The organism is Pseudomonas sp. G11, assembly GCF_029457515.1.
Classification (GTDB): domain Bacteria; phylum Pseudomonadota; class Gammaproteobacteria; order Pseudomonadales; family Pseudomonadaceae; genus Aquipseudomonas; species Aquipseudomonas gorinensis.
In genome coordinates, this window is the sequence record NZ_CP120377.1 from 1,842,019 (window position 1) to 1,860,139 (window position 18,121).

Genomic DNA, 18,121 nt, shown 5'->3' on the forward strand with positions numbered 1-18,121 from the left:
ATGGTTGTTGCAAAGTATGTCTAGGCTATAACCGTTCCCACTGAGTGAAAAAACATGACAACAACGACAAGTCACTACACCGGAGAAGAACGCAGCAAACGGATCTTTGCCATCGTCGGCGCTTCCTCCGGCAACCTCGTCGAATGGTTCGACTTCTACGTCTACGCCTTCTGTGCCATTTACTTTGCCCCTGCGTTTTTCCCCTCGGACGACCCTACGGTCCAACTGCTCAACACCGCTGGCGTATTCGCCGCCGGGTTCCTGATGCGACCCATCGGCGGCTGGCTGTTTGGCCGGGTTGCCGATAAGCACGGGCGCAAGAATTCGATGATGATCTCGGTGCTGATGATGTGCGCCGGCTCCCTGGTCATCGCCTTCCTGCCCACCTACAAGGATATCGGCGCCTGGGCGCCGGCCTTGCTGCTGGTGGCGCGGCTGTTCCAAGGCTTGTCGGTGGGGGGGGAATACGGCACCACCGCAACCTACATGAGTGAAGTCGCGCTCAAGGGCCAGCGTGGGTTCTTCGCCTCCTTCCAGTACGTGACCCTGATCGGTGGGCAACTGCTGGCGGTGTCGGTGGTGGTGATCCTGCAACAGATCCTCAGCGAAGAGGAACTGCGCGCCTGGGGCTGGCGCATTCCGTTCGTGATTGGCGCCATCGCGGCGGTGATCTCCCTGCTGCTGCGTCGCAGCCTGAAAGAAACCACCAGCAAAGAAATGCGTGAAGACAAGGACGCCGGCAGCATCGCCGCGCTGTTCCGTGACCACAAGGCCGCGTTTATCACCGTGCTCGGCTACACCGCCGGCGGTTCGCTGATTTTCTACACCTTTACCACCTACATGCAGAAGTACCTGGTGAACACTGCCGGGATGCACGCCAAGACCGCCAGCTACATCATGACTGGCGCGCTGTTCCTGTACATGTGCATGCAGCCGCTGTTCGGCATGCTGGCTGACAAGATCGGCCGGCGTAACTCGATGCTGTGGTTCGGCGCCCTGGGGACCCTGTGCACGGTGCCGATCCTGCTCAGCCTGAAAACCATCAGTAGCCCGTTCCTGGCGTTTGTATTGATCACCCTGGCCTTGGCCATCGTCAGTTTCTACACCTCCATCAGCGGCCTGGTGAAAGCCGAAATGTTCCCGCCACAAGTGCGCGCCCTCGGCGTGGGCCTGGCCTATGCGGTGGCCAACGCGATCTTCGGCGGCTCGGCGGAATACGTAGCCTTGGGCCTCAAGTCCATGGGCATGGAAAACACCTTCTATTGGTACGTCACCGGCATGATGGCGGTGGCGTTCCTGTTCAGCCTGCGCTTGCCAAAACAGGCGGCGTACCTGCACCACGATCTGTAAGGGATGAGTTATGACACTGCGCACGAGCAACCAATTGTTCGACGCTTACTTCACCGCTGACAGCATGGCCGAGGTGTTCTGCGACCAGGGACGCTTGCAGGGCATGCTGGATTTCGAAGCCGGGTTGGCGCGGGCCGAGGCCCGGGTTGGGTTGATCCCGCAGGCCGCCGTGGCGCCGATTGCCCAGGCGTGCCTGGCATCGCTGTATGACGTGGATGCCCTTGGGGTGGCGATTGCCACCGCGGGTAATTCGGCGATTCCCTTGGTGAAGGCACTGGGCAAGTTGATTGCCGCTGAAGACCCGAGTGCCGAGCGTTATGTGCACCTGGGGGCGACCAGCCAGGACGTGATGGACACCGGCCTGGTTTTGCAGTTGCGGCGCGCGGTGGCAATGATCGAAGCGGACTTGGCGCGCTTGGGCGACGTTCTCGCCGCCCAGGCGCAGCGTTATGCCGCCACACCGCTGGCCGGGCGTACCTGGCTGCAGCACGCGACGCCGGTCACCCTGGGCATGAAGATCGCCGGTTGGCTGGGCGCGGTGACGCGCAGTCGCCAGCGCCTCACGCAACTCAAGCCACGCCTGCTGGTGCTGCAGTTCGGCGGCGCCTCGGGCACCTTGGCCGCGCTCGGCGTCCAGGCCATGCCGGTAGCCGAGGCCCTGGCCGCCGAATTGCAACTGAGCTTGCCGGAGCAACCCTGGCACACCCAGCGTGATCGCCTGGTGGAACTGGCCAGCGTGCTCGGTTTGATCGCCGGCAGCCTCGGCAAGTTGGGACGGGATCTCAGCCTGCTGATGCAGACCGAAGCGGCGGAAGTGTTCGAGCCATCGGCACCGGGCAAAGGTGGCTCGTCAACCATGCCCCACAAACGCAACCCGGTGGGCGCCGCTGTGCTGATCAGCGCCGCTACCCGCGTGCCCGGCCTGGTGGCGACGATGTTCAGTGCCATGCCCCAGGAGCACGAACGCAGCCTGGGCTTGTGGCACGCCGAATGGGAAACCCTGCCGGAAATATGCCGACTGGTCTCCGGCGCCTTGCAACAGGCGTTACTGGTGAGCGAAGGCTTGGAAGTCGACCCCGAGCGCATGACGCACAACCTCGACCTGACCCAGGGCCTGGTGCTGGCCGAAGCCGTCAGCATCGTATTGGCCCAACGCCTGGGCCGCGATACCGCGCACCATCTGTTGGAGCAATGCTGCAAGCGCGCCGTTGCAGAAGGTCGCCACCTGCGTGCGGTACTGGCGGACGAAGCGCAGGTCACTGCCGAACTCTCGGCGGCTGAACTGGACCGCTTGCTCGACCCGGCGCATTACCTGGGCCAGGCCCATACCTGGGTCAGCCGCGCTGTCACCGAACACTTTGCATTGACTGCCTGAGGAGGCCACTGTGGCATTTGTACAACTCGCCGAAGGCGAACTGCATTACCAACTGGACGGGCCTATCGACGCACCGGTACTGGTGCTGTCCAACTCACTGGGCACCGACCTGCACATGTGGGACATCCAGATCCCGGCCTTTACCCAGCATTTTCGCGTACTGCGTTTTGACACCCGCGGGCATGGCAAATCGCTGGTCACCGAGGGGCCCTACAGCATCGAGCAGCTTGGCCACGATGTGATCGCGCTGTTGGATGCGCTGGATATTCAGCGCGCTCATTTTTGCGGGCTATCCATGGGGGGCCTGATCGGCCAATGGCTGGGGATTAACGCAGGCGAGCGTTTGCAGCGCCTGGTGGTGTGCAACACCGCTGCCAGCATCGGCACGCCGGAGATCTGGAACCCACGGATCGAGATGGTCCTGCGCGACGGCGCGGCAGCCATGGTGGCCTTGCGCGATGCATCGATTGCACGCTGGTTCACCGCCGATTTTGCGACGGCCAACCCGCACCAGGCCAAGCAGATCACCGATATGCTTGCCGCGACTTCGCCCCAAGGTTACGCGGCCAACTGTGCCGCCGTGCGTGATGCGGATTTCCGTGAGCAGTTGTCGAAGATCAAGGCGCCCACCCTGGTGATTGCCGGTACCGAAGATGCCGTCACCCCACCGGCCGGTGGTCACTTTATCCAGCACCATGTGCAGGGCGCCGAGTACGCCGAGTTCTACGCCGCGCACCTGTCCAATGTGCAGGCCGGCGCTGCATTCAGTGACCGGGTGATCAAATTCCTGCTGGCCCGCTGAGGCCGCTGTTGTGGCGAGCGGCTTGTTGTGGCGAGCGCGCTTCCTGTGGCGAGCGGGCTTGCCCCGCGTTGGGCTGCGAAGCAGCCCCAATACGGACGCCGAATTATTTCAGACAGACCGTGGCACCTGATTTGGGGCCGCTTCGCGCCCCAACGCGGGGCAAGCCCGCTCGCCACAGGTGATCGAGTTGAAATCTAATTGAACCAGGAGTTTTTTGTGGACGAGAAACAACGTTATGCCGATGGCCTGCAAGTGCGCCGCGAAGTGTTGGGCGATGCGCATGTCGACCGCAGCCTCAACGCCCTGACTGAGTTCAACAGCGAGTTCCAGGAAATGATCACCCGCCACGCCTGGGGTGATATCTGGACCCGCCCCGGCCTGCCACGGCATACCCGCAGCCTGATCACCATTGCCATGCTGATCGGCATGAACCGCAGTGAAGAACTCAAGCTGCACCTGTGCGCCGCCGCCAGCAACGGGGTAACCCGTGCTGAGATCAAGGAAGTGCTGATGCAGAGCGCGATCTACTGCGGGATTCCGGCAGCGAATGCCACGTTTCACCTGGCGGAGTCTGTATGGGATGAGTTGGGTGTCGAGTCGCGGGAGTGATCAGTGGGCGTCGGCATCCCATACCCAATTCCATACGCCCGGCAGATGCACCGGTTCGTTCACATCCTTGACCGTACGCGCCAGCGCCGCGCGTTCCAGCACGGCATGGTCGGTGTAGAACGGTTCGGCGGCGGTCTTGATACCGTTGATCCGCGCGCTGTCCATCAGGATCTGCAGGTACTCCTGCAGATGCCGCGCGGTGTAGCGGTTGATGTCGTGGAAGGTCACGACCACCGGTATTACGCCGTCCACCGTTGGCAGTTCGCCCAGGGCAATACGTTCGCGCACCACTGACAGTTGCCGGTACAGGTTGGCGCGGCGCCGTGGGCTGGCGTTGAAGCCCCAGATCTTGCCGTCGTTGGCGCTCAAGTCGGTCAACAGCACCTGCATGCCATGGCGCTGGTAGGCGGCATAGGTGCGTCGGTCGTAGTTCCAGAATGGCGGGCGGACCAGGGTCGGCGGCGTGCCGGTGATCCCGGCAATGTCGGCTGCGCCCTGGCTGAGGGTGCGTTCCAGCTCTGCATCGCTCAGCCAGCGATGGTTGGTGTGAAAAGCCGTGGCCGTGTGGAACGCCAGGACATGGCCACCCGCGTATTCACGTTCCATGGTCTTGCGGCCCCGCGCACTGCCACCGGAGCGGGCCGCTTCGGTCTGCAGGAAGAACACCGCCTTGATGCCCGGTAACACCGGGTTGTTTGCCAGGTCAGCCAACACTGAACGGCTCGGGTTGTTGTAGCCCGAGGCGCTGGGCCCGTCATCGAAGGTCAGCAGGAAGCGGATCGGCGCCTGGGCTTGCAGGCGCTGTTCGGTCTGCGGTGTCAGGGCGATGGGCGCACTGATGCAGCCGCCGAGGCTCAAGGCCAGGCTCAGTAGGAGGGAAGCGAGGACGAAGGATTTCATGGTGTGGGCTGGCTCGTCTGGAGGCCGCCATTGAGTGAACTCAGTGGCGGCAGGCGCGCACCATACCGTAAGTACGGCGCCGGTTTACAGCAGACTTATCGGGTAGCTGACGATCAACCGGTTTTCATCGAATTCGTTGTTGCTGTAGTCGCGGCGCATGCTGGAATTGCGCAAGCGCATATTGAGGTTTTTCAACGCGCCGCTCTGCACGGTATAGCCCAGTTCGGTCTCGCGGCCCCATTCCTTGCCGTCGGTAATCGTGCCGGTGTGTACGTTGCTGCCGCTGATATAGCGGTTCATCAGGGTCAGGCCGGGCACGCCGAGGGCGGCGAAGTTGTAGTCGTGACGTACTTGCCAGGACTTCTCTTGGGCGTTGTCGTAGCTGGAGTTGTAGCTGTCGTTGGCCAGGGTGCCGCCGCTGGTGCCGTTGACGCGCATCCACGCGCTGTTGCCGGTGAGTTTTTGCAGGCCGACGTAGAAGGTGTTGCCGCCGTACTTGGCGGAGAACAGACCGGACCAGGTTTTGTTGTCCAGGTCGCCTGCGCGAGCGCTGCCGTCGTCCTTGCCATAGAAGAACCCGAGGTTGGCGCCGAGGGTCCAGTCGCCAATGGGCTGGCTGTGGATCAGGTTGACGAACTGCTGGCTGTAGATGTCCTTGAGCTGGGCGTTCCACAGGCCGATCTGGGTGCGTTTGTCATTGAACAGGTATTCGCCGCCCTGGAAGTTGAAGCGGTCCGAGGTGAACGCGGCTTTGCCGAACATCGACATGTCGCTCATGCTGCTGTCGTCACGCGGGCTGTTGGCGCGGAACTGGCCGCCGTAGAGGGTCAGGCCGTCGATCTCTTTGGAGGTGATCTGCCCGCCACGCAGGGTTTGCGGCAGCGAGCGGCCGTCATCGGCGCGCAGGATCGGCAGCACCGGCATCCACTCGCCGACCTTCAGTTCGGTCTTGGACATACGCGCCTTGAACGCCACGCCCAGACGCCCGAATTCATCCGCAGGGCGGCCATCGTGGTCCAGCGGCAACAGCTGGGTGCCACCCGTACCGCGCCCGCCATCGAGCTTGAGCGAGTACAAGCCCAGCACATCCACGCCAAACCCTACGGTGCCCTGGGTGAACCCGGATTTGGCGTCGAGAATGAAACTCTGCGTCCACTCCTGTGCACCGCCCTGGGCCTTTGTAGGGTTGGTGTAATTGCGGTTGAAGAAGAAGTTGCGCAGGTTGAGGTTGGCATTGGCGTCTTCCAGGAAACCGTGTTCTTCGGCGGCGACGGGAAGGGCAAGGCTGGCGACAGCGGTAGCCAGCAACAGCTGGCGAGGGTGAAAAGTGCTCATGGCGTTGGACCTGTTGTTATTGGGGGTTATGCAGGTGGCGGCCATGGTGCGGGGCGTTGTGGGGGCGATGAAAGTGGGGCTGGGCGGGTTTTGGGCGATGATCGAACGCAAGTTGCCGGGCGCTGGGGCCCGGCATTTGCGGGTTATCGTTTGGGCAGGTCGAAGTGGGTCCAGGGCACCGCCGGCAGGTAGTGTTGCGCCGCGACGATCAGCGCCACCATCACCACCAGGAACACCACTTGCAGGGGGCTCCAGAAGGCCCAGTGCAAACCGTTCAGCCACGGGTAGCCTTCGCTGAATTTCTGGCTCATCTGACCGATACGCGTCTTGTGCAACAGGTTGATCAGGACCATGCCCGCGTAGGTGAACATGCCCAGCACGCCGAGCATCAAGCCGCAGGCCACCAGCATGATCGCCTGCGGTACCCCGTGGCGAATGACCAGCCAGTAGCCATTGGGGTTGATTCGCTTGGGGATCAGGTACTGGCTCAGCCACACATCCAGAACCCGATAGGTTGAACTCATCCCGGCCCACATTTGGGTGACGCGAAAGCCAACGGCCGCCGGCACGAACGCCATCAGCATGAAAATGACCAGCGACATCCCGTCCATTCTGTCTGGCTTAGCGTGGGCGATGCTCAGGCCAAGCCCCAGGGCGAAGATGGCCCACAGCCGGATAAACACCTGGGTGTAGATCGGCCGGGGCACGAATTTGCGCCAGAAGAACAGATCGCTGTGGGGCAGTCGTTCAGCCAACTGCGGGTAACGCCAGGTCAATACTTGCGCCAGGTGCTGGCAGGCGTTCCATTCGTTTTCGCCAAAGCCGTCGATCATGCGTTTGTGTTGCGTGGCCGACATGGGCGTCAGCAGTAGACGCGCCGCCAACGCATCCGGGGATGTGCGCCGCAGATCCTGAGCCTTGTCCTGCAGGTTGGCAAAGAAACTTTCCTGCTCGCAACGCGACACCAATTCGCGCCACATCCACGCCGGTTCCGGGTACACGCCTTTCTCGTCGTCCCAACCGAATGCCTGGCACACGCGCTCGAACAGCGGCACGCTCCATTGGGTGTCATGCAGCAGGTGCAGGACGATGCGCTGCCACTGCTGTTGCAGGTCGAACACCCGCAGCCAGGGCTGGTTGGTGTATTGAGTGAGCTGGGTGATGAACTCGCGCTCGGCCTTTTGCTCCAGCAGTTCCTGCAGGGTGCGGCGGTAGTCTTGCAGCAGCTCGCCGGTCAGCGCTTCGTATTGCCACGGGGTCATGGCCACCTGCTGCCAGGGGGTCAGCCATTCCAGGTGTTGCACGGCCCAACCGACGATGGCACTGCGTTCGCCCGGTGCTTCGAAACAATGGCGCAACAGCCCGGCCTGGAATGCATCGGTGCAGCCCTGTTGCCGAGCCTGCGCCCAGCGTTCATCGAGGTTGTGCGCGTTAAGGCCGCCAAGCAATGCCTGCGCCGCGTCCGGTGTGGGGGCTTCGAGGGACGCGGGGCTGACGGGGCTGACGTCCATCAGTTCGGCCAGGTCGTTCAGGTTTCCGTAGACCGCTTCGGCTACGGGCGCCTGGACGCGTTCTTCCCCTTCGTTATCCGCCCGCCAGCGTGCTTCACTCAACGCGTGTTCATAGGCTTCGCGCAGGCGCTGGAAGCCTTGGGCATCGTCGTCCGGGCGGTAGCTTTTGAGCAGCCGCGCATAGCTGCGCTTGATGCTGCGCTCGTCGGCGTCATCCGGCAGTTGCAGTACGTTCCAGCAATCCATCGGTATTCCCTCAGCGCCAGAACCCGTTGTCGAGTTGCTCAAGTTGACGGGTCAGTTCGCTGCGGGCATCGCGGATGCGGCGTTCGTCCTGGGTGTCGAGTACCTGCTGGAACTGCGCCGCCCAATGCCCGAGCTGTTCGCGCAGTTCGCCGAGGTTTTCCTGGTAGAGCCGTTCGAGGCGGGCGACGAGCACGGTGTTGACCTGCTGGTCGCGTGGGTGAACCTTCAATTGCGCCAGGGCTTGCAGGCGTTGCTGGATCTCCTGCGGGCTGAGCACGCCGGGGTTGTTTTCGATCACCAGCGAATGCTGCTCGCCGGTCAGCGGGATATTCACCTGGGCTTCCAGCAGGCCGTTGTTGTCGTAGGTGAAGCGCACGTCCAGGGAGACCTCGCCGGCCTTGCGCTTGGGCACCGGAATATCCAGTTGGCCCAGCTCGATGTTGTCTTTGACCAGACGGCTTTCGCCCTGGTAGATCTTCAGCAGCACGTGGGTCTGGTCATCGCGCAGGGTGACCACGTTTTTGACCCGGCTGACCGGCACGCTGCTGTTGCGTTCGATCAATGGCAGGTAATGGCCGCTTTCGATATAGCCGCCGTACTGGTTCGAGATTTCGATGCCCAGGGTGTAGGGGCACACGTCGGTCAGCACCACTTCTTCGAGGGCGGCGGAGCGCGCCTTGAGCGCGGCCTGGATCGCCGCGCCGTGGGCCACCACCTGGTCGGGATCGAGGCTGATGGAAGGGAAGCGCCCGAACAGGCCAGCGGCGAGCTTACGTACCAGGGGCATGCGCGTGGTACCGCCCACCAGCAGGATTTCATCCAGGTCGCCGACCCGGATCCGCGCGTCGCGCAGGGCGCGTTCGATCGGTGCGCGCAGGCGTTCCAGCAGTGGCGTGTAGAGCTTGGCCAGTTCCTGCTGGGTGATGGTCTTCACCCATTGCTGGCCGTCGACGCGCAGGGCGAATTCGGCGCTGTCATCCTGGCCCAGGGCTTTGCGCACGCGCTCGGCTTCGCGGCGCAGGGCTTGCAGCACAGTGCTGGTGGGCGGGAAACCCGTGGCGTTACGTTGGCTGTCGACAAAGTGTTCGAGCAACAGGGTGTCGAAGTCTTCGCCACCGAGGAAGTTGTCGCCGGCGCTGGCGCGTACTTCCATCACCCCGTCGAACAGCTCGATGATCGACACGTCGAAAGTGCCGCCGCCCAGGTCGAAGACCAGGAACGAGGTTTCTTTATCACGTTGATGCAGGCCGTAGGCCAAGGCCGCGGCGGTCGGTTCGTTGATCAGTTTTTCAACGTTGAGCCCCGCCAGTTCACCGGCGATGCGCGTGGCCTTGCGTTGGCCGTCGCTGAAGTAGGCGGGCACGCTGATCACCGCGTCGGTGACGGTTTGGCCGTAGGTGCGCTCGATGTCTTCCTTGAGGCTTTTGAGCACCAGCGCCGAGAGTTCTTCGGGGCGGAACGAGCGGTCGCCCAGGCGCACTTCGGTGGCGCTGCCCATGTAGCGCTTGAACAACGAGGTCGTCAGGTGCGGGTGGGTGTGCAGGCGCTCTTTGGCGGCCTGGCCTACCAGGACACGGCCTTGGTCGTCCAGCCCGACCACGCTTGGGGTCAGCAACTGGCCCAGGGCATTGGGCACCATTTCGGCGGTATCACCGCGCCAGACTGCAGCGAGACTGTTAGTGGTCCCCAGGTCGATTCCTACGATCATTACGACAAGCTCCCTCTGTGGTCTGTAAGAATCTGTGACAGATTTTACCCTGAAAGGTTGAGCGGAAAGCAAGGCGGGAGAGCGTGGGGACGAGTGCGATTATGGTGCTGAGCCCGCTCGCCACAAAACATTCCGGTCAGAGCAGGCACCGATGACCAGGCATAAAAAAACCGCTTCCTGCGAGGGAAGCGGTTTTGTTTTACAGCGCTGCTATCAGAACAACTTCAGCTTCGGCGCTTCTTCTTTCAACGGCTCGTTCTTCGCCGTCTGCTCGTTCCAACCACCGCCGAGGGCCTTGTACAGGTTGACCTCGCTGGTCAGTTGCGCAAGGCGATCGGTGATCAGCGATTGTTCGGCGCTGAACAGTTGGCGCTGAGCGTCGAGGAACGTCAGGTTGCTGTCGACACCGATGCGGTAGCGACGCTCGGCCAGGCGGTAGTAATCCTGGTTGGCCGCGACGAAGCCGCGTTGGGCATCCAGTTGCTGCTTGTAGGTCTCACGTGCGGCGAGGCCGTCGGAGACTTCCTGGAAGCCGGTCTGGATCGCCTTCTCGTAGTTGGCCACGTTGATCTCTTTCTGGATCTTCGAGTAGTCCAGGCTTGCGCGCAGGCTACCGGCGTTGAAGATCGGGATGTTGATCTGCGGAGCAAACGACCAGGTACCCGAACCGCCCTTGAACAGGCCGCCCAGGGTCGGGCTTGCGGTACCGGCGCTGGCGGTCAGGCTGATGCTTGGGAAGAACGCTGCACGGGCCGCGCCGATATTGGCGTTAGCCGCCTTGAGGTTGTACTCGGCCTGCACAATGTCGGGACGACGTTGCAACAGGTCCGAAGGCAAACCAGCCGGCACTTCGCTGAGCAGGTCATCCGACAGCGGCTTGCTGGCGAGATTCGCTGGCAGCCCGGTGCCCAGCAGCAGGGTCAGGCTGTTTTCGTCCTGGGCCACCTGGCGGGTGTAGCGTGCCAGTGCCACGCGGGCGTTTTCCACCGAGGTCCGCGCCTGGCTCAGGTCGAGAGCCGAGGCCACGCCAACTTCGTTGCTGCGCGAGGTGAGCTTGAAGCTCTGCTCGTATGCGCCCAGGGTGTCCTGGGTGAGCTTGAGCAGTTCCTTGTCGGCCTGCCAGGTCAGGTAGGCGTTGGCCACGCTGGCCACCAGGCTGATCTGGGTACTGCGCCGTGCCTCTTCGGTGGCGAAGTACTTTTGCAGGGCTTCTTCGCTCAGGCTGCGTACGCGACCGAACAGGTCCAGCTCATAGGAACTGATCCCGAGGCCGGCCGAGTACTGGCTGGCGATAGTTGCTTCGCCGCTCTGCGACAGCTTGGCCGGGGTGCGCGAACGGCTGCCGCTGCCTGTAGCCGACACAGCGGGGAACAGATCAGCACGCTGGATCTGGTACTGCGCGGCATAGGCGTCGATGTTCAGGGCCGCGACACGCAGGTCACGGTTGTTCACCAGTGCGGTCTGGATCAGCTGTTGCAGGGCCGGGTCATGGAAAAACTGCTTCCAGCCCTGCTCGGCAGCGGCCTGGCCCGGCGCCTGGGCCGACGAATACGCCGGCCCTTGTGGGAACTGAGCTGCCACCGGCGCTTCGGGGCGCTGGTAGTCAGGGATCAGCGAGCAGCCACTGAGCACGAATGCCGTGACCGCCAGGGAAAGTAGCGACTTGCTCATTGGCCAGCCTCTTTAGGGGTTTCAGTAGTAACAGTCTTTTTACGCTCGCCAGCAGCGGACACGGTTGCGAAGAACAGTGGCACCCAGAAGATCGCGAGCACAGTTGCGGTGATCATACCGCCAATTACGCCGGTACCGATTGCATGCTGGCTGCCCGAACCCGCGCCCGTGGACACGGCCAGCGGCAGTACGCCGAGCATGAACGCCATGGACGTCATGATAATCGGGCGCAGACGCATGCGGGACGCTTCGATGGCAGCCTCGACGATACCTTTGCCCTGCTCATGAAGTTCCTTGGCGAACTCCACGATCAGGATGGCGTTTTTCGCCGCCAGGCCCACCGTTACCAGCAAGCCCACCTGGAAGAACACGTCGTTGGACAGGCCGCGCAGGCTGGTGGCGATCAGAGCACCGATGACACCCAGCGGTACCACCAGAATCACCGCGATCGGGATCGACCAGCTTTCGTACAGTGCCGCGAGGCACAGGAACACTACCAGCAGCGACAGGGCGTACAACGCAGGTGCCTGGGAGCCGGACAAACGTTCTTCATACGACAACCCGGTCCACGAATAACCAACACCCGCTGGCAGGTCCTTGGCGATACGCTCGACTTCCGCCATCGCGTCACCGGTGCTGTAGCCCGGTGCCGGAGTACCGAGGATTTCCATCGCCGCTACACCGTTGTATCGCGAGAGCTTCGGCGAACCGAAGATCCACTTGCCCGACGAGATGGACGACAGCGGCACCATCTTCCCGGAGGTGCTGCGCACGTACCATTTGTCCAGGTCTTCCGGGGACATACGGCTGGCGGCATCGCCCTGTACATACACCTTCTTCACACGACCACGGTCGATGAAGTCGTTGATGTAGCTGCCCCCCAAGGCAATTGCCAAGGTCTGCTGGATGTCTGCCAGGCTGATGCCCTGGGCACTGGCTTTCTCGTCATCGACGCTCAGCTCGTACTGCGGCTCATCGTTCACGCCGTTGGGACGCACGCCTGCGAGGATCTTGCTTTGGGCGGCCGCACCGAGGAACTGGTTACGCGCTGCCATCAGCTTGTCGTGGCCGACGCCACCCTGGTCTTGCAGGAACACGTCGAAACCGGTGGCGTTACCCAATTCCAGAACCGAAGGCGGCACGATGGCAAATACCATGGCGTCCTTGAAGGCACCGAAGAAGTAGCCCTGGGCACGCTTGGCCACTTCAAACACCGACTGGGTCGCGTCACGCTCGTCCCACGGCTTGAGCATCACGAAGGCGAGGCCCGAACTCTGGCCACGGCCGGCGAAGTTGAAGCCGTTTACGGTAAATACCGACTTCACGGCCTTGCCTTCGCCTGGCTCGCCTTCCTTGTCGTTCAGCAGGAAGGCACGCATATCGTCGATGACTTTTTGTGTGCGTTCAGCCGAAGAGCCGACGGGGGTCTGCACCTGGGCAAAGATCACACCCTGGTCTTCATCGGGCAGGAACGCACTTGGGATACGGGTGAACATCCAGATCATGCCCAGCAGGATCAGCGCATACACCAGGAACGCTGGAACCTTGTGCTTGATCATGGAACCGACGCCGCGCTCGTACTTCTGTACGCCGCTATCGAAGGTGCGGTTGAACCAGCCAAAAAAGCCGCGCTTGGGTTGGCCGTGTTTTTCCGGATCGATCGGCTTGAGCATGGTGGCGCACAAGGCCGGGGTGAAGATCAGGGCAACCAGTACCGACAACGCCATGGCCGAAACGATGGTGATGGAGAACTGTTTGTAGATCACACCGGTGGAGCCGCCGAAGAACGCCATCGGCAACAGGACCGCCGACAGTACCAGGGCAATACCCACCAGGGCGCCCTGGATCTGGCCCATGGATTTGACCGTCGCCTCCTTCGGCGACAGGTGCTCCTCGGCCATGACCCGCTCGACGTTTTCGACCACCACGATGGCATCGTCCACCAGCAGGCCGATGGCCAGGATCATGCCGAACATGGTCAGGGTGTTGATGGTGAAGCCGAATGCCGCGAGGATCCCGAAGGTACCCAGCAGCACCACCGGTACGGTCATGGTGGTGATGATGGTGGCGCGGAAGTTCTGCAGGAACAGGAACATCACCAGGAACACCAGCACGATCGCTTCGACCAAGGTGTCAACCACACCGGAGATCGACTCGGTTACGACCGGCGTGGTGTCATAAGGCACCACGGCCTTCATGCCAGGCGGGAAGAACGGTTCCAGCGATGCCACGGTGGCGCGGATGGCCTTGCCAGTGTCCAGGGCGTTAGCACCCGCCGCCAGCTTGATTGCCATGCCGGATGCCGGCTTGCCGTTGAACTGCGCACTGATGCTGTAGTTCTGGCCGCCCAGTTCGATACGGGCAACGTCGCCCAGGCGAACCTGAGAGCCGTCGGCGTTCACCTTCATCAGGATCTTGGCGAACTCATCTGCACTTTGCAGGCGTGTCTTGCCGATGATGGTGGCGTTCAGCTGGGTGCCGGGCAGGGCGGGCAGGCCACCCAATTGGCCAGTGGCAACCTGGACGTTCTGGGCCTGGATGGCGTTGCTGACATCCACCGGCGTGAGCTGGTAGTTGTTCAGCTTGGCCGGGTCGAGCCAGATACGCATGGCGTACTGCGAACCGAAGACCTGGAAGTCACCTACACCCGCAGTCCGGGAAATCGGGTCCTGGATGTTGGACACGATGTAGTTGGACAGGTCGTCCTTGGTCATGCTGCCGTCTTCCGACACCAGGCCGATCACCATCAGGAAGTTCTTCACTGACTTGGTTACGCGGATACCCTGTTGCTGCACTTCTTGCGGCAGCAGTGGGGTCGCCAGGTTCAGCTTGTTCTGCACCTGGACCTGGGCGATGTCCGGGTTGGTACCCTGGTTGAACGTCGCAGTGATGGTCATGCTGCCGTCGGAGTTACTGTCCGAGGCGACATAACGCAGGTTGTCGATACCGTTGAGCTGTTGTTCGATGACCTGCACCACGGTGTCTTGCACGGTTTGTGCAGACGCGCCAGGGTAAGTCACCTGGATGTCGATGGCGGTTGGCGCAATGGCCGGGTACTGGTTGATGGGCAGCTTCAGGATCGAAAGTGCCCCGACCAGCATGATCACCAGGGCAATTACCCAGGCGAAAATGGGACGGTCGATAAAAAATTTCGACATGGATTACTCCCCTTTGCCAGCAGCGGCAGCAGGAGCAGCGGTGCCAGCGGGCTGGGCGTTGCCGGCGTCCTTGACCTTGACTTCGATGCCCGGCTTGATGAATTGCAGGCCTTCGGTGATCACACGGTCACCGGCGTTCAAGCCTTTTTCCACCAGCCAGTAGGCACCCGTCGTACGGTTGGCCACCAGTTCACGTTGCTCGACCTTGTTGTCGGCATTGACGATCAGCGCTGTCGGGGTGCCCTTGAGGTCGCGGGTCACGCCTTGCTGCGGCGCCAGGATGGCCTTGCTGTTCACGCCGGCTTGCAACTGGGCATGTACGAACATGCCCGGCAGCAGGGTGTGGTCAGGGTTGGGGAACACCGCGCGCAGGGTCACCGAGCCGGTGGTCTGGTCGACCGACACTTCGGAGAACTCCAATTTACCGTCCAGGCCATAGCTGCTGCCGTCTTCCAGGGTCAGTTTGACCTTGGCGGCGTTGGCGCCGGCTTTCTCCAACTGGCCGCTTTCCAGGTCGCGGCGCAGTTTCAGCATTTCAGCCGAGGACTGTGTGACGTCGACATAGATCGGGTCCAGTTGCTGGATCACGGCCATGGCATCGGCCTGGCCATTGCTGACCAGCGCGCCCTCGGTCACCGAGGAACGGCCAATACGCCCGGAAATCGGCGCGAACACCTTGGTGTAGCGCACGTTGATCTGGGCGGTTTGAACGTTTGCTTCGGCGGTCATGCGGTTGGCGACAGCGGTGTCGTATTCCTGACGGCTGACGGCTTGTTCGTCGACCAATTGCTTGTAGCGATCCGAGATCGACTTGGTCTGCGTCAGGCTGGCTTGTGCGCTTTTAAGGGTGGCCTCATAGACCGAGGGATCGATCTGATAAAGCTGCTGGCCTTCTTTCACATCCCCGCCTTCCTTGAACAGGCGCTTGAGGATGATGCCACTGACCTGAGGGCGAACTTCCGCGATGCGGTAGGCGGTGGTGCGGCCTGGCAGCTCGGACGTCAGGGTGAAGGCTTGCGGTTGAAGGGTGACCACGCCGACCTGAGGAATTTGAGCGGGCGGAGCCGCCTCTTCCTTTTTACATCCGCTGAGCAGCGATGCCAGGGCGACGGCAGTGACCAGAGCGGTAACAGCTGGCTTAAGTTGCATGAAGATCCTCGGGTCAGGCGCGCAGGGTGCGCACAAGAAGTGTGGAAGGGTAAAAAACAGGTTGTGAGTAGATAAGTAGCTTGCTACGCAATATACTTACGTTCATGGTTGTTTGTAAACTCTTGACAGGTTTCGCGCAATGTTGACAAAGCAACGCCCAAAGCCTCGATTCTAGTACGTTCGGCGCCCATGACGGTGTCGTCCCACAATTTATTCAGATGATCGTTACCGCCTATTAAAGCCGCGTTACCGATAGTCTCAAGTATCCCGATTGAGGTTTTACTGCCATGGTTCGTCGCACCAAAGAGGAAGCTCAGGAAACGCGCAACCAGATTCTCCAAGCCGCCGAGCATGCCTTTTACGAGCGCGGTGTTGCGCGGACCACGCTGGCGGATATCGCGGCGTTGGCCGGGGTGACGCGGGGCGCCATCTATTGGCATTTCAGCAATAAGGCCGATTTGTTGCAGGCGATGCTGGAAACCCTGCACGAGCCCCTGGATGAATTGGCGCGCGCCAGTGAAAGCGAGGATGAGGTTGACCCGTTGGGGTGCATGCGCAAGTTGCTGATTCATCTGTTTCATCAAGTGGTTCTGGACCCGAAAACCCGACGCATCAATGAGATTTTGTTTCATAAGTGCGAATTCACCGATGAAATGTGTGACATGCGCCGCCAACGCCAGACCCACACCCTCGAATGCAACCTGCGCATCGGCCTGACACTGCGTAACGCGGTGAACCGCGGGCAACTTCCGGAAAACCTCGACACTGTCCGAGGGGCAGTGTGCCTGCATGCCTACATCGACGGGCTGCTCTGGCAATGGCTGCTGGTGCCTGACAGCTACGCGTTGCATCAGGAGGCAGAGCGTTGGGCCGACATAGGGTTGGATATGCTGCGCCTGAGCCCTAACCTGCGCAATTAAGACAAAATGTGTAATTGCGTCAGATTGTGTCAACAGTAAAGCCTAAGGACAGTCAATCGTCCTTCTGCCTGATTGATGGAGTGACTTTATATACGGGCTGGCGGGCGGTTGATAGGTAGCCGCCTAAGTATTTTGTAGCGATTTTGTTTCGGTTCTGTGAAGCAATGTAGCCAGAACCTGCACGCAGCCAACAATGAGGGAGGGGGCTTGCCCCGATGGCAGTGGTTCAGTCAACACATACTGTGACTGACGCACCGCCATCGGGGGCAAGCCCCCTCCCTCATTTGGTCTTAGGTTTCGGCCGATTACAGCGGCAGGGTCGGGTAGTCGATGTAACCAACTGGCCCTTTGCCGTAGAAGGTTTCCGGGTGCGCTTCGTTCAACGGCGCATCGGCCTTCAGGCGAGCCGGCAGGTCCGGGTTGGCAATGAACGGTATGCCGAAGGCCACCGCATCCGCCTTGCCCGAGGCCAGCCAGGCATTAGCGCTGTCCTTGGTGAAACGTTCGTTGGCGATATAGGGGCCGCCGAAGGCTTTTTTCAGTTGCGGGCCGAGGCTGTCGGCACCTTCCTTTTCACGCGAGCAGATAAAGGCGATGCCTCGCTTGCCCAGTTCGCTGGCGACGTAGGTAAAGGTTTCCGCCAAGTTGTCGTCACCCATGTCATGGGCGTCGGCGCGGGGTGCCAGGTGCACGCCCACACGGCCGGGGCCCCAGACTTCGATGGCGGCATCGGTCACTTCCAGCAACAGCCGTGCGCGGTTTTCCAGGGAGCCGCCGTATTGATCGGTGCGCTTGTTGGTGCTGCTTTGCAGGAACTGGTCGAGCAGGTAGCCGTTGGCGCCATGGATTTCCACGCCGTCGAAGCCGGCGGCCTTGGCGTTCTCGGCACCGGTGCGATAGGCGTCGACGATGTCGGCGATTTCAGCGGTTTCCAGCGCGCGTGGTGTCGGGTAGTCGGCCAGTGGGCGCACCAGGCTGACGTGGCCTTTAGGCTGGATGGCGCTCGGGGCCACCGGGGTCTCACCGTTCAGGTAGGACTCATGGGAGATGCGGCCAACGTGCCACAGTTGCAGGAAGATCTTGCCGCCCGCGCCATGCACCGCCTTGGTCACATTGGCCCAGCCGCGCACCTGGTCGTTGGACCAGATGCCCGGGGTGTCCGGGTAGCCCACGCCCAGCGGCGTCACGGAGGTGGCTTCGCTGAGGATCAGCCCGGCGGAAGCCCGTTGCACGTAGTACTCGGCCATCAGCGCGTTGGGTACGCGGCCGGCATCGGCACGGCAGCGGGTCAGCGGCGCCATGATGATGCGGTTCGACAGTTCCAGGTCGCCCAGTTTGATCGGATCGAAAATAGTCGTCATGGGATAACACCCTTCTGTTTGAAGTT

At 61.7% G+C, this 18,121-nt stretch carries 13 protein-coding genes; 5 read left to right on the forward strand and 8 right to left on the reverse strand.

Annotated features, from left to right (window positions below):
- Positions 1-54 precede the first annotated feature (54 nt).
- The 4 genes from P2T68_RS08365 to pcaC all read left to right on the forward strand — a co-directional run bounded on the left by P2T68_RS08365 (position 55) and on the right by pcaC (position 4,136).
- Positions 55-1,350, forward strand: coding sequence for an MFS family transporter (locus P2T68_RS08365; RefSeq protein WP_069075419.1), 1,296 nt, complete (start codon positions 55-57; stop codon positions 1,348-1,350).
- A gap of 10 nt (positions 1,351-1,360) precedes the next feature.
- Positions 1,361-2,725 carry a 3-carboxy-cis,cis-muconate cycloisomerase gene (locus P2T68_RS08370; RefSeq protein ID WP_277379235.1) on the forward strand — a complete coding sequence of 455 codons (1,365 nt, stop codon included), beginning with the start codon at positions 1,361-1,363 and terminating at the stop codon, positions 2,723-2,725.
- 10 nt (positions 2,726-2,735) lie between these two features.
- The gene (pcaD, locus tag P2T68_RS08375; protein ID WP_024073912.1) at positions 2,736-3,527 is read left to right on the forward strand and encodes a 3-oxoadipate enol-lactonase; all 792 of its coding nucleotides are present in this window, start codon (positions 2,736-2,738) and stop codon (positions 3,525-3,527) included.
- A 216-nt stretch (positions 3,528-3,743) separates the two neighbouring features.
- Entirely contained in the window at positions 3,744-4,136 is a 393-nt protein-coding gene (pcaC, locus tag P2T68_RS08380) for a 4-carboxymuconolactone decarboxylase (RefSeq protein WP_277379236.1), read from the forward strand.
- Here the strand turns inward: pcaC and P2T68_RS08385 are convergent, their stop codons facing one another.
- The 7 genes from P2T68_RS08385 to P2T68_RS08415 form a co-directional block, all read right to left on the reverse strand.
- Entirely contained in the window at positions 4,137-5,036 is a 900-nt protein-coding gene (locus P2T68_RS08385; RefSeq protein ID WP_277379237.1) for a polysaccharide deacetylase family protein, read from the reverse strand. It abuts the gene before it with no gap.
- Between the two features lie 84 nt (positions 5,037-5,120).
- Positions 5,121-6,371: an OprD family porin gene (locus P2T68_RS08390; RefSeq protein ID WP_024073915.1), complete on the reverse strand. Its 1,251-nt coding sequence runs from the start codon at positions 6,369-6,371 to the stop codon at positions 5,121-5,123.
- A gap of 143 nt (positions 6,372-6,514) precedes the next feature.
- Entirely contained in the window at positions 6,515-8,128 is a 1,614-nt protein-coding gene (locus P2T68_RS08395; RefSeq protein WP_277379238.1) for a J domain-containing protein, read from the reverse strand.
- A gap of 10 nt (positions 8,129-8,138) precedes the next feature.
- A complete protein-coding gene (locus tag P2T68_RS08400; protein WP_069075422.1) occupies positions 8,139-9,836 on the reverse strand; it encodes a molecular chaperone HscC in 1,698 nt (565 codons plus the stop codon).
- Positions 9,837-10,049: 213 nt separating this feature from the next.
- Positions 10,050-11,507 (reverse strand): AdeC/AdeK/OprM family multidrug efflux complex outer membrane factor, encoded by a 1,458-nt coding sequence (gene adeC / locus P2T68_RS08405; protein WP_024073918.1) that lies wholly within the window; start codon positions 11,505-11,507, stop codon positions 10,050-10,052.
- Positions 11,504-14,665, reverse strand: coding sequence for an efflux RND transporter permease subunit (locus P2T68_RS08410; protein WP_024073919.1), 3,162 nt, complete (start codon positions 14,663-14,665; stop codon positions 11,504-11,506). The genes adeC and P2T68_RS08410 overlap by 4 nt, the downstream gene beginning before the upstream one ends.
- Positions 14,666-14,668: 3 nt before the next feature.
- Positions 14,669-15,814, reverse strand: a complete 1,146-nt coding sequence (locus P2T68_RS08415) for an efflux RND transporter periplasmic adaptor subunit (RefSeq protein WP_024073920.1) — start codon at positions 15,812-15,814, stop codon at positions 14,669-14,671.
- Between the two features lie 287 nt (positions 15,815-16,101).
- On the opposite strand from P2T68_RS08415, the gene P2T68_RS08420 reads away from it, so the two are divergent.
- Positions 16,102-16,734, forward strand: coding sequence for a TetR family transcriptional regulator (locus P2T68_RS08420; protein WP_024073921.1), 633 nt, complete (start codon positions 16,102-16,104; stop codon positions 16,732-16,734).
- 305 nt (positions 16,735-17,039) lie between these two features.
- Here the strand turns inward: P2T68_RS08420 and P2T68_RS08425 are convergent, their stop codons facing one another.
- Positions 17,040-18,095, reverse strand: coding sequence for an alkene reductase (locus P2T68_RS08425; protein ID WP_024073922.1), 1,056 nt, complete (start codon positions 18,093-18,095; stop codon positions 17,040-17,042).
- Positions 18,096-18,121 lie beyond the last annotated feature (26 nt).

Bases quoted from the DNA above. Each gene is read 5' to 3' on its own strand.
- P2T68_RS08365 (WP_069075419.1), top strand. From the start codon at position 55: ATGACAACAACGACAAGTCACTACACCGGAGAAGAACGCAGCAAACGG.
- P2T68_RS08370 (WP_277379235.1), top strand. From the start codon at position 1,361: ATGACACTGCGCACGAGCAACCAATTGTTCGACGCTTACTTCACCGCT.
- P2T68_RS08385 (WP_277379237.1), bottom strand. From the start codon at position 5,036: ATGAAATCCTTCGTCCTCGCTTCCCTCCTACTGAGCCTGGCCTTGAGC.
- P2T68_RS08390 (WP_024073915.1), bottom strand. From the start codon at position 6,371: ATGAGCACTTTTCACCCTCGCCAGCTGTTGCTGGCTACCGCTGTCGCC.
- P2T68_RS08395 (WP_277379238.1), bottom strand. From the start codon at position 8,128: ATGGATTGCTGGAACGTACTGCAACTGCCGGATGACGCCGACGAGCGC.
- P2T68_RS08400 (WP_069075422.1), bottom strand. From the start codon at position 9,836: ATGATCGTAGGAATCGACCTGGGGACCACTAACAGTCTCGCTGCAGTC.
- adeC (WP_024073918.1), bottom strand. From the start codon at position 11,507: ATGAGCAAGTCGCTACTTTCCCTGGCGGTCACGGCATTCGTGCTCAGT.
- P2T68_RS08410 (WP_024073919.1), bottom strand. From the start codon at position 14,665: ATGTCGAAATTTTTTATCGACCGTCCCATTTTCGCCTGGGTAATTGCC.
- P2T68_RS08415 (WP_024073920.1), bottom strand. From the start codon at position 15,814: ATGCAACTTAAGCCAGCTGTTACCGCTCTGGTCACTGCCGTCGCCCTG.
- P2T68_RS08420 (WP_024073921.1), top strand. From the start codon at position 16,102: ATGGTTCGTCGCACCAAAGAGGAAGCTCAGGAAACGCGCAACCAGATT.
- P2T68_RS08425 (WP_024073922.1), bottom strand. From the start codon at position 18,095: ATGACGACTATTTTCGATCCGATCAAACTGGGCGACCTGGAACTGTCG.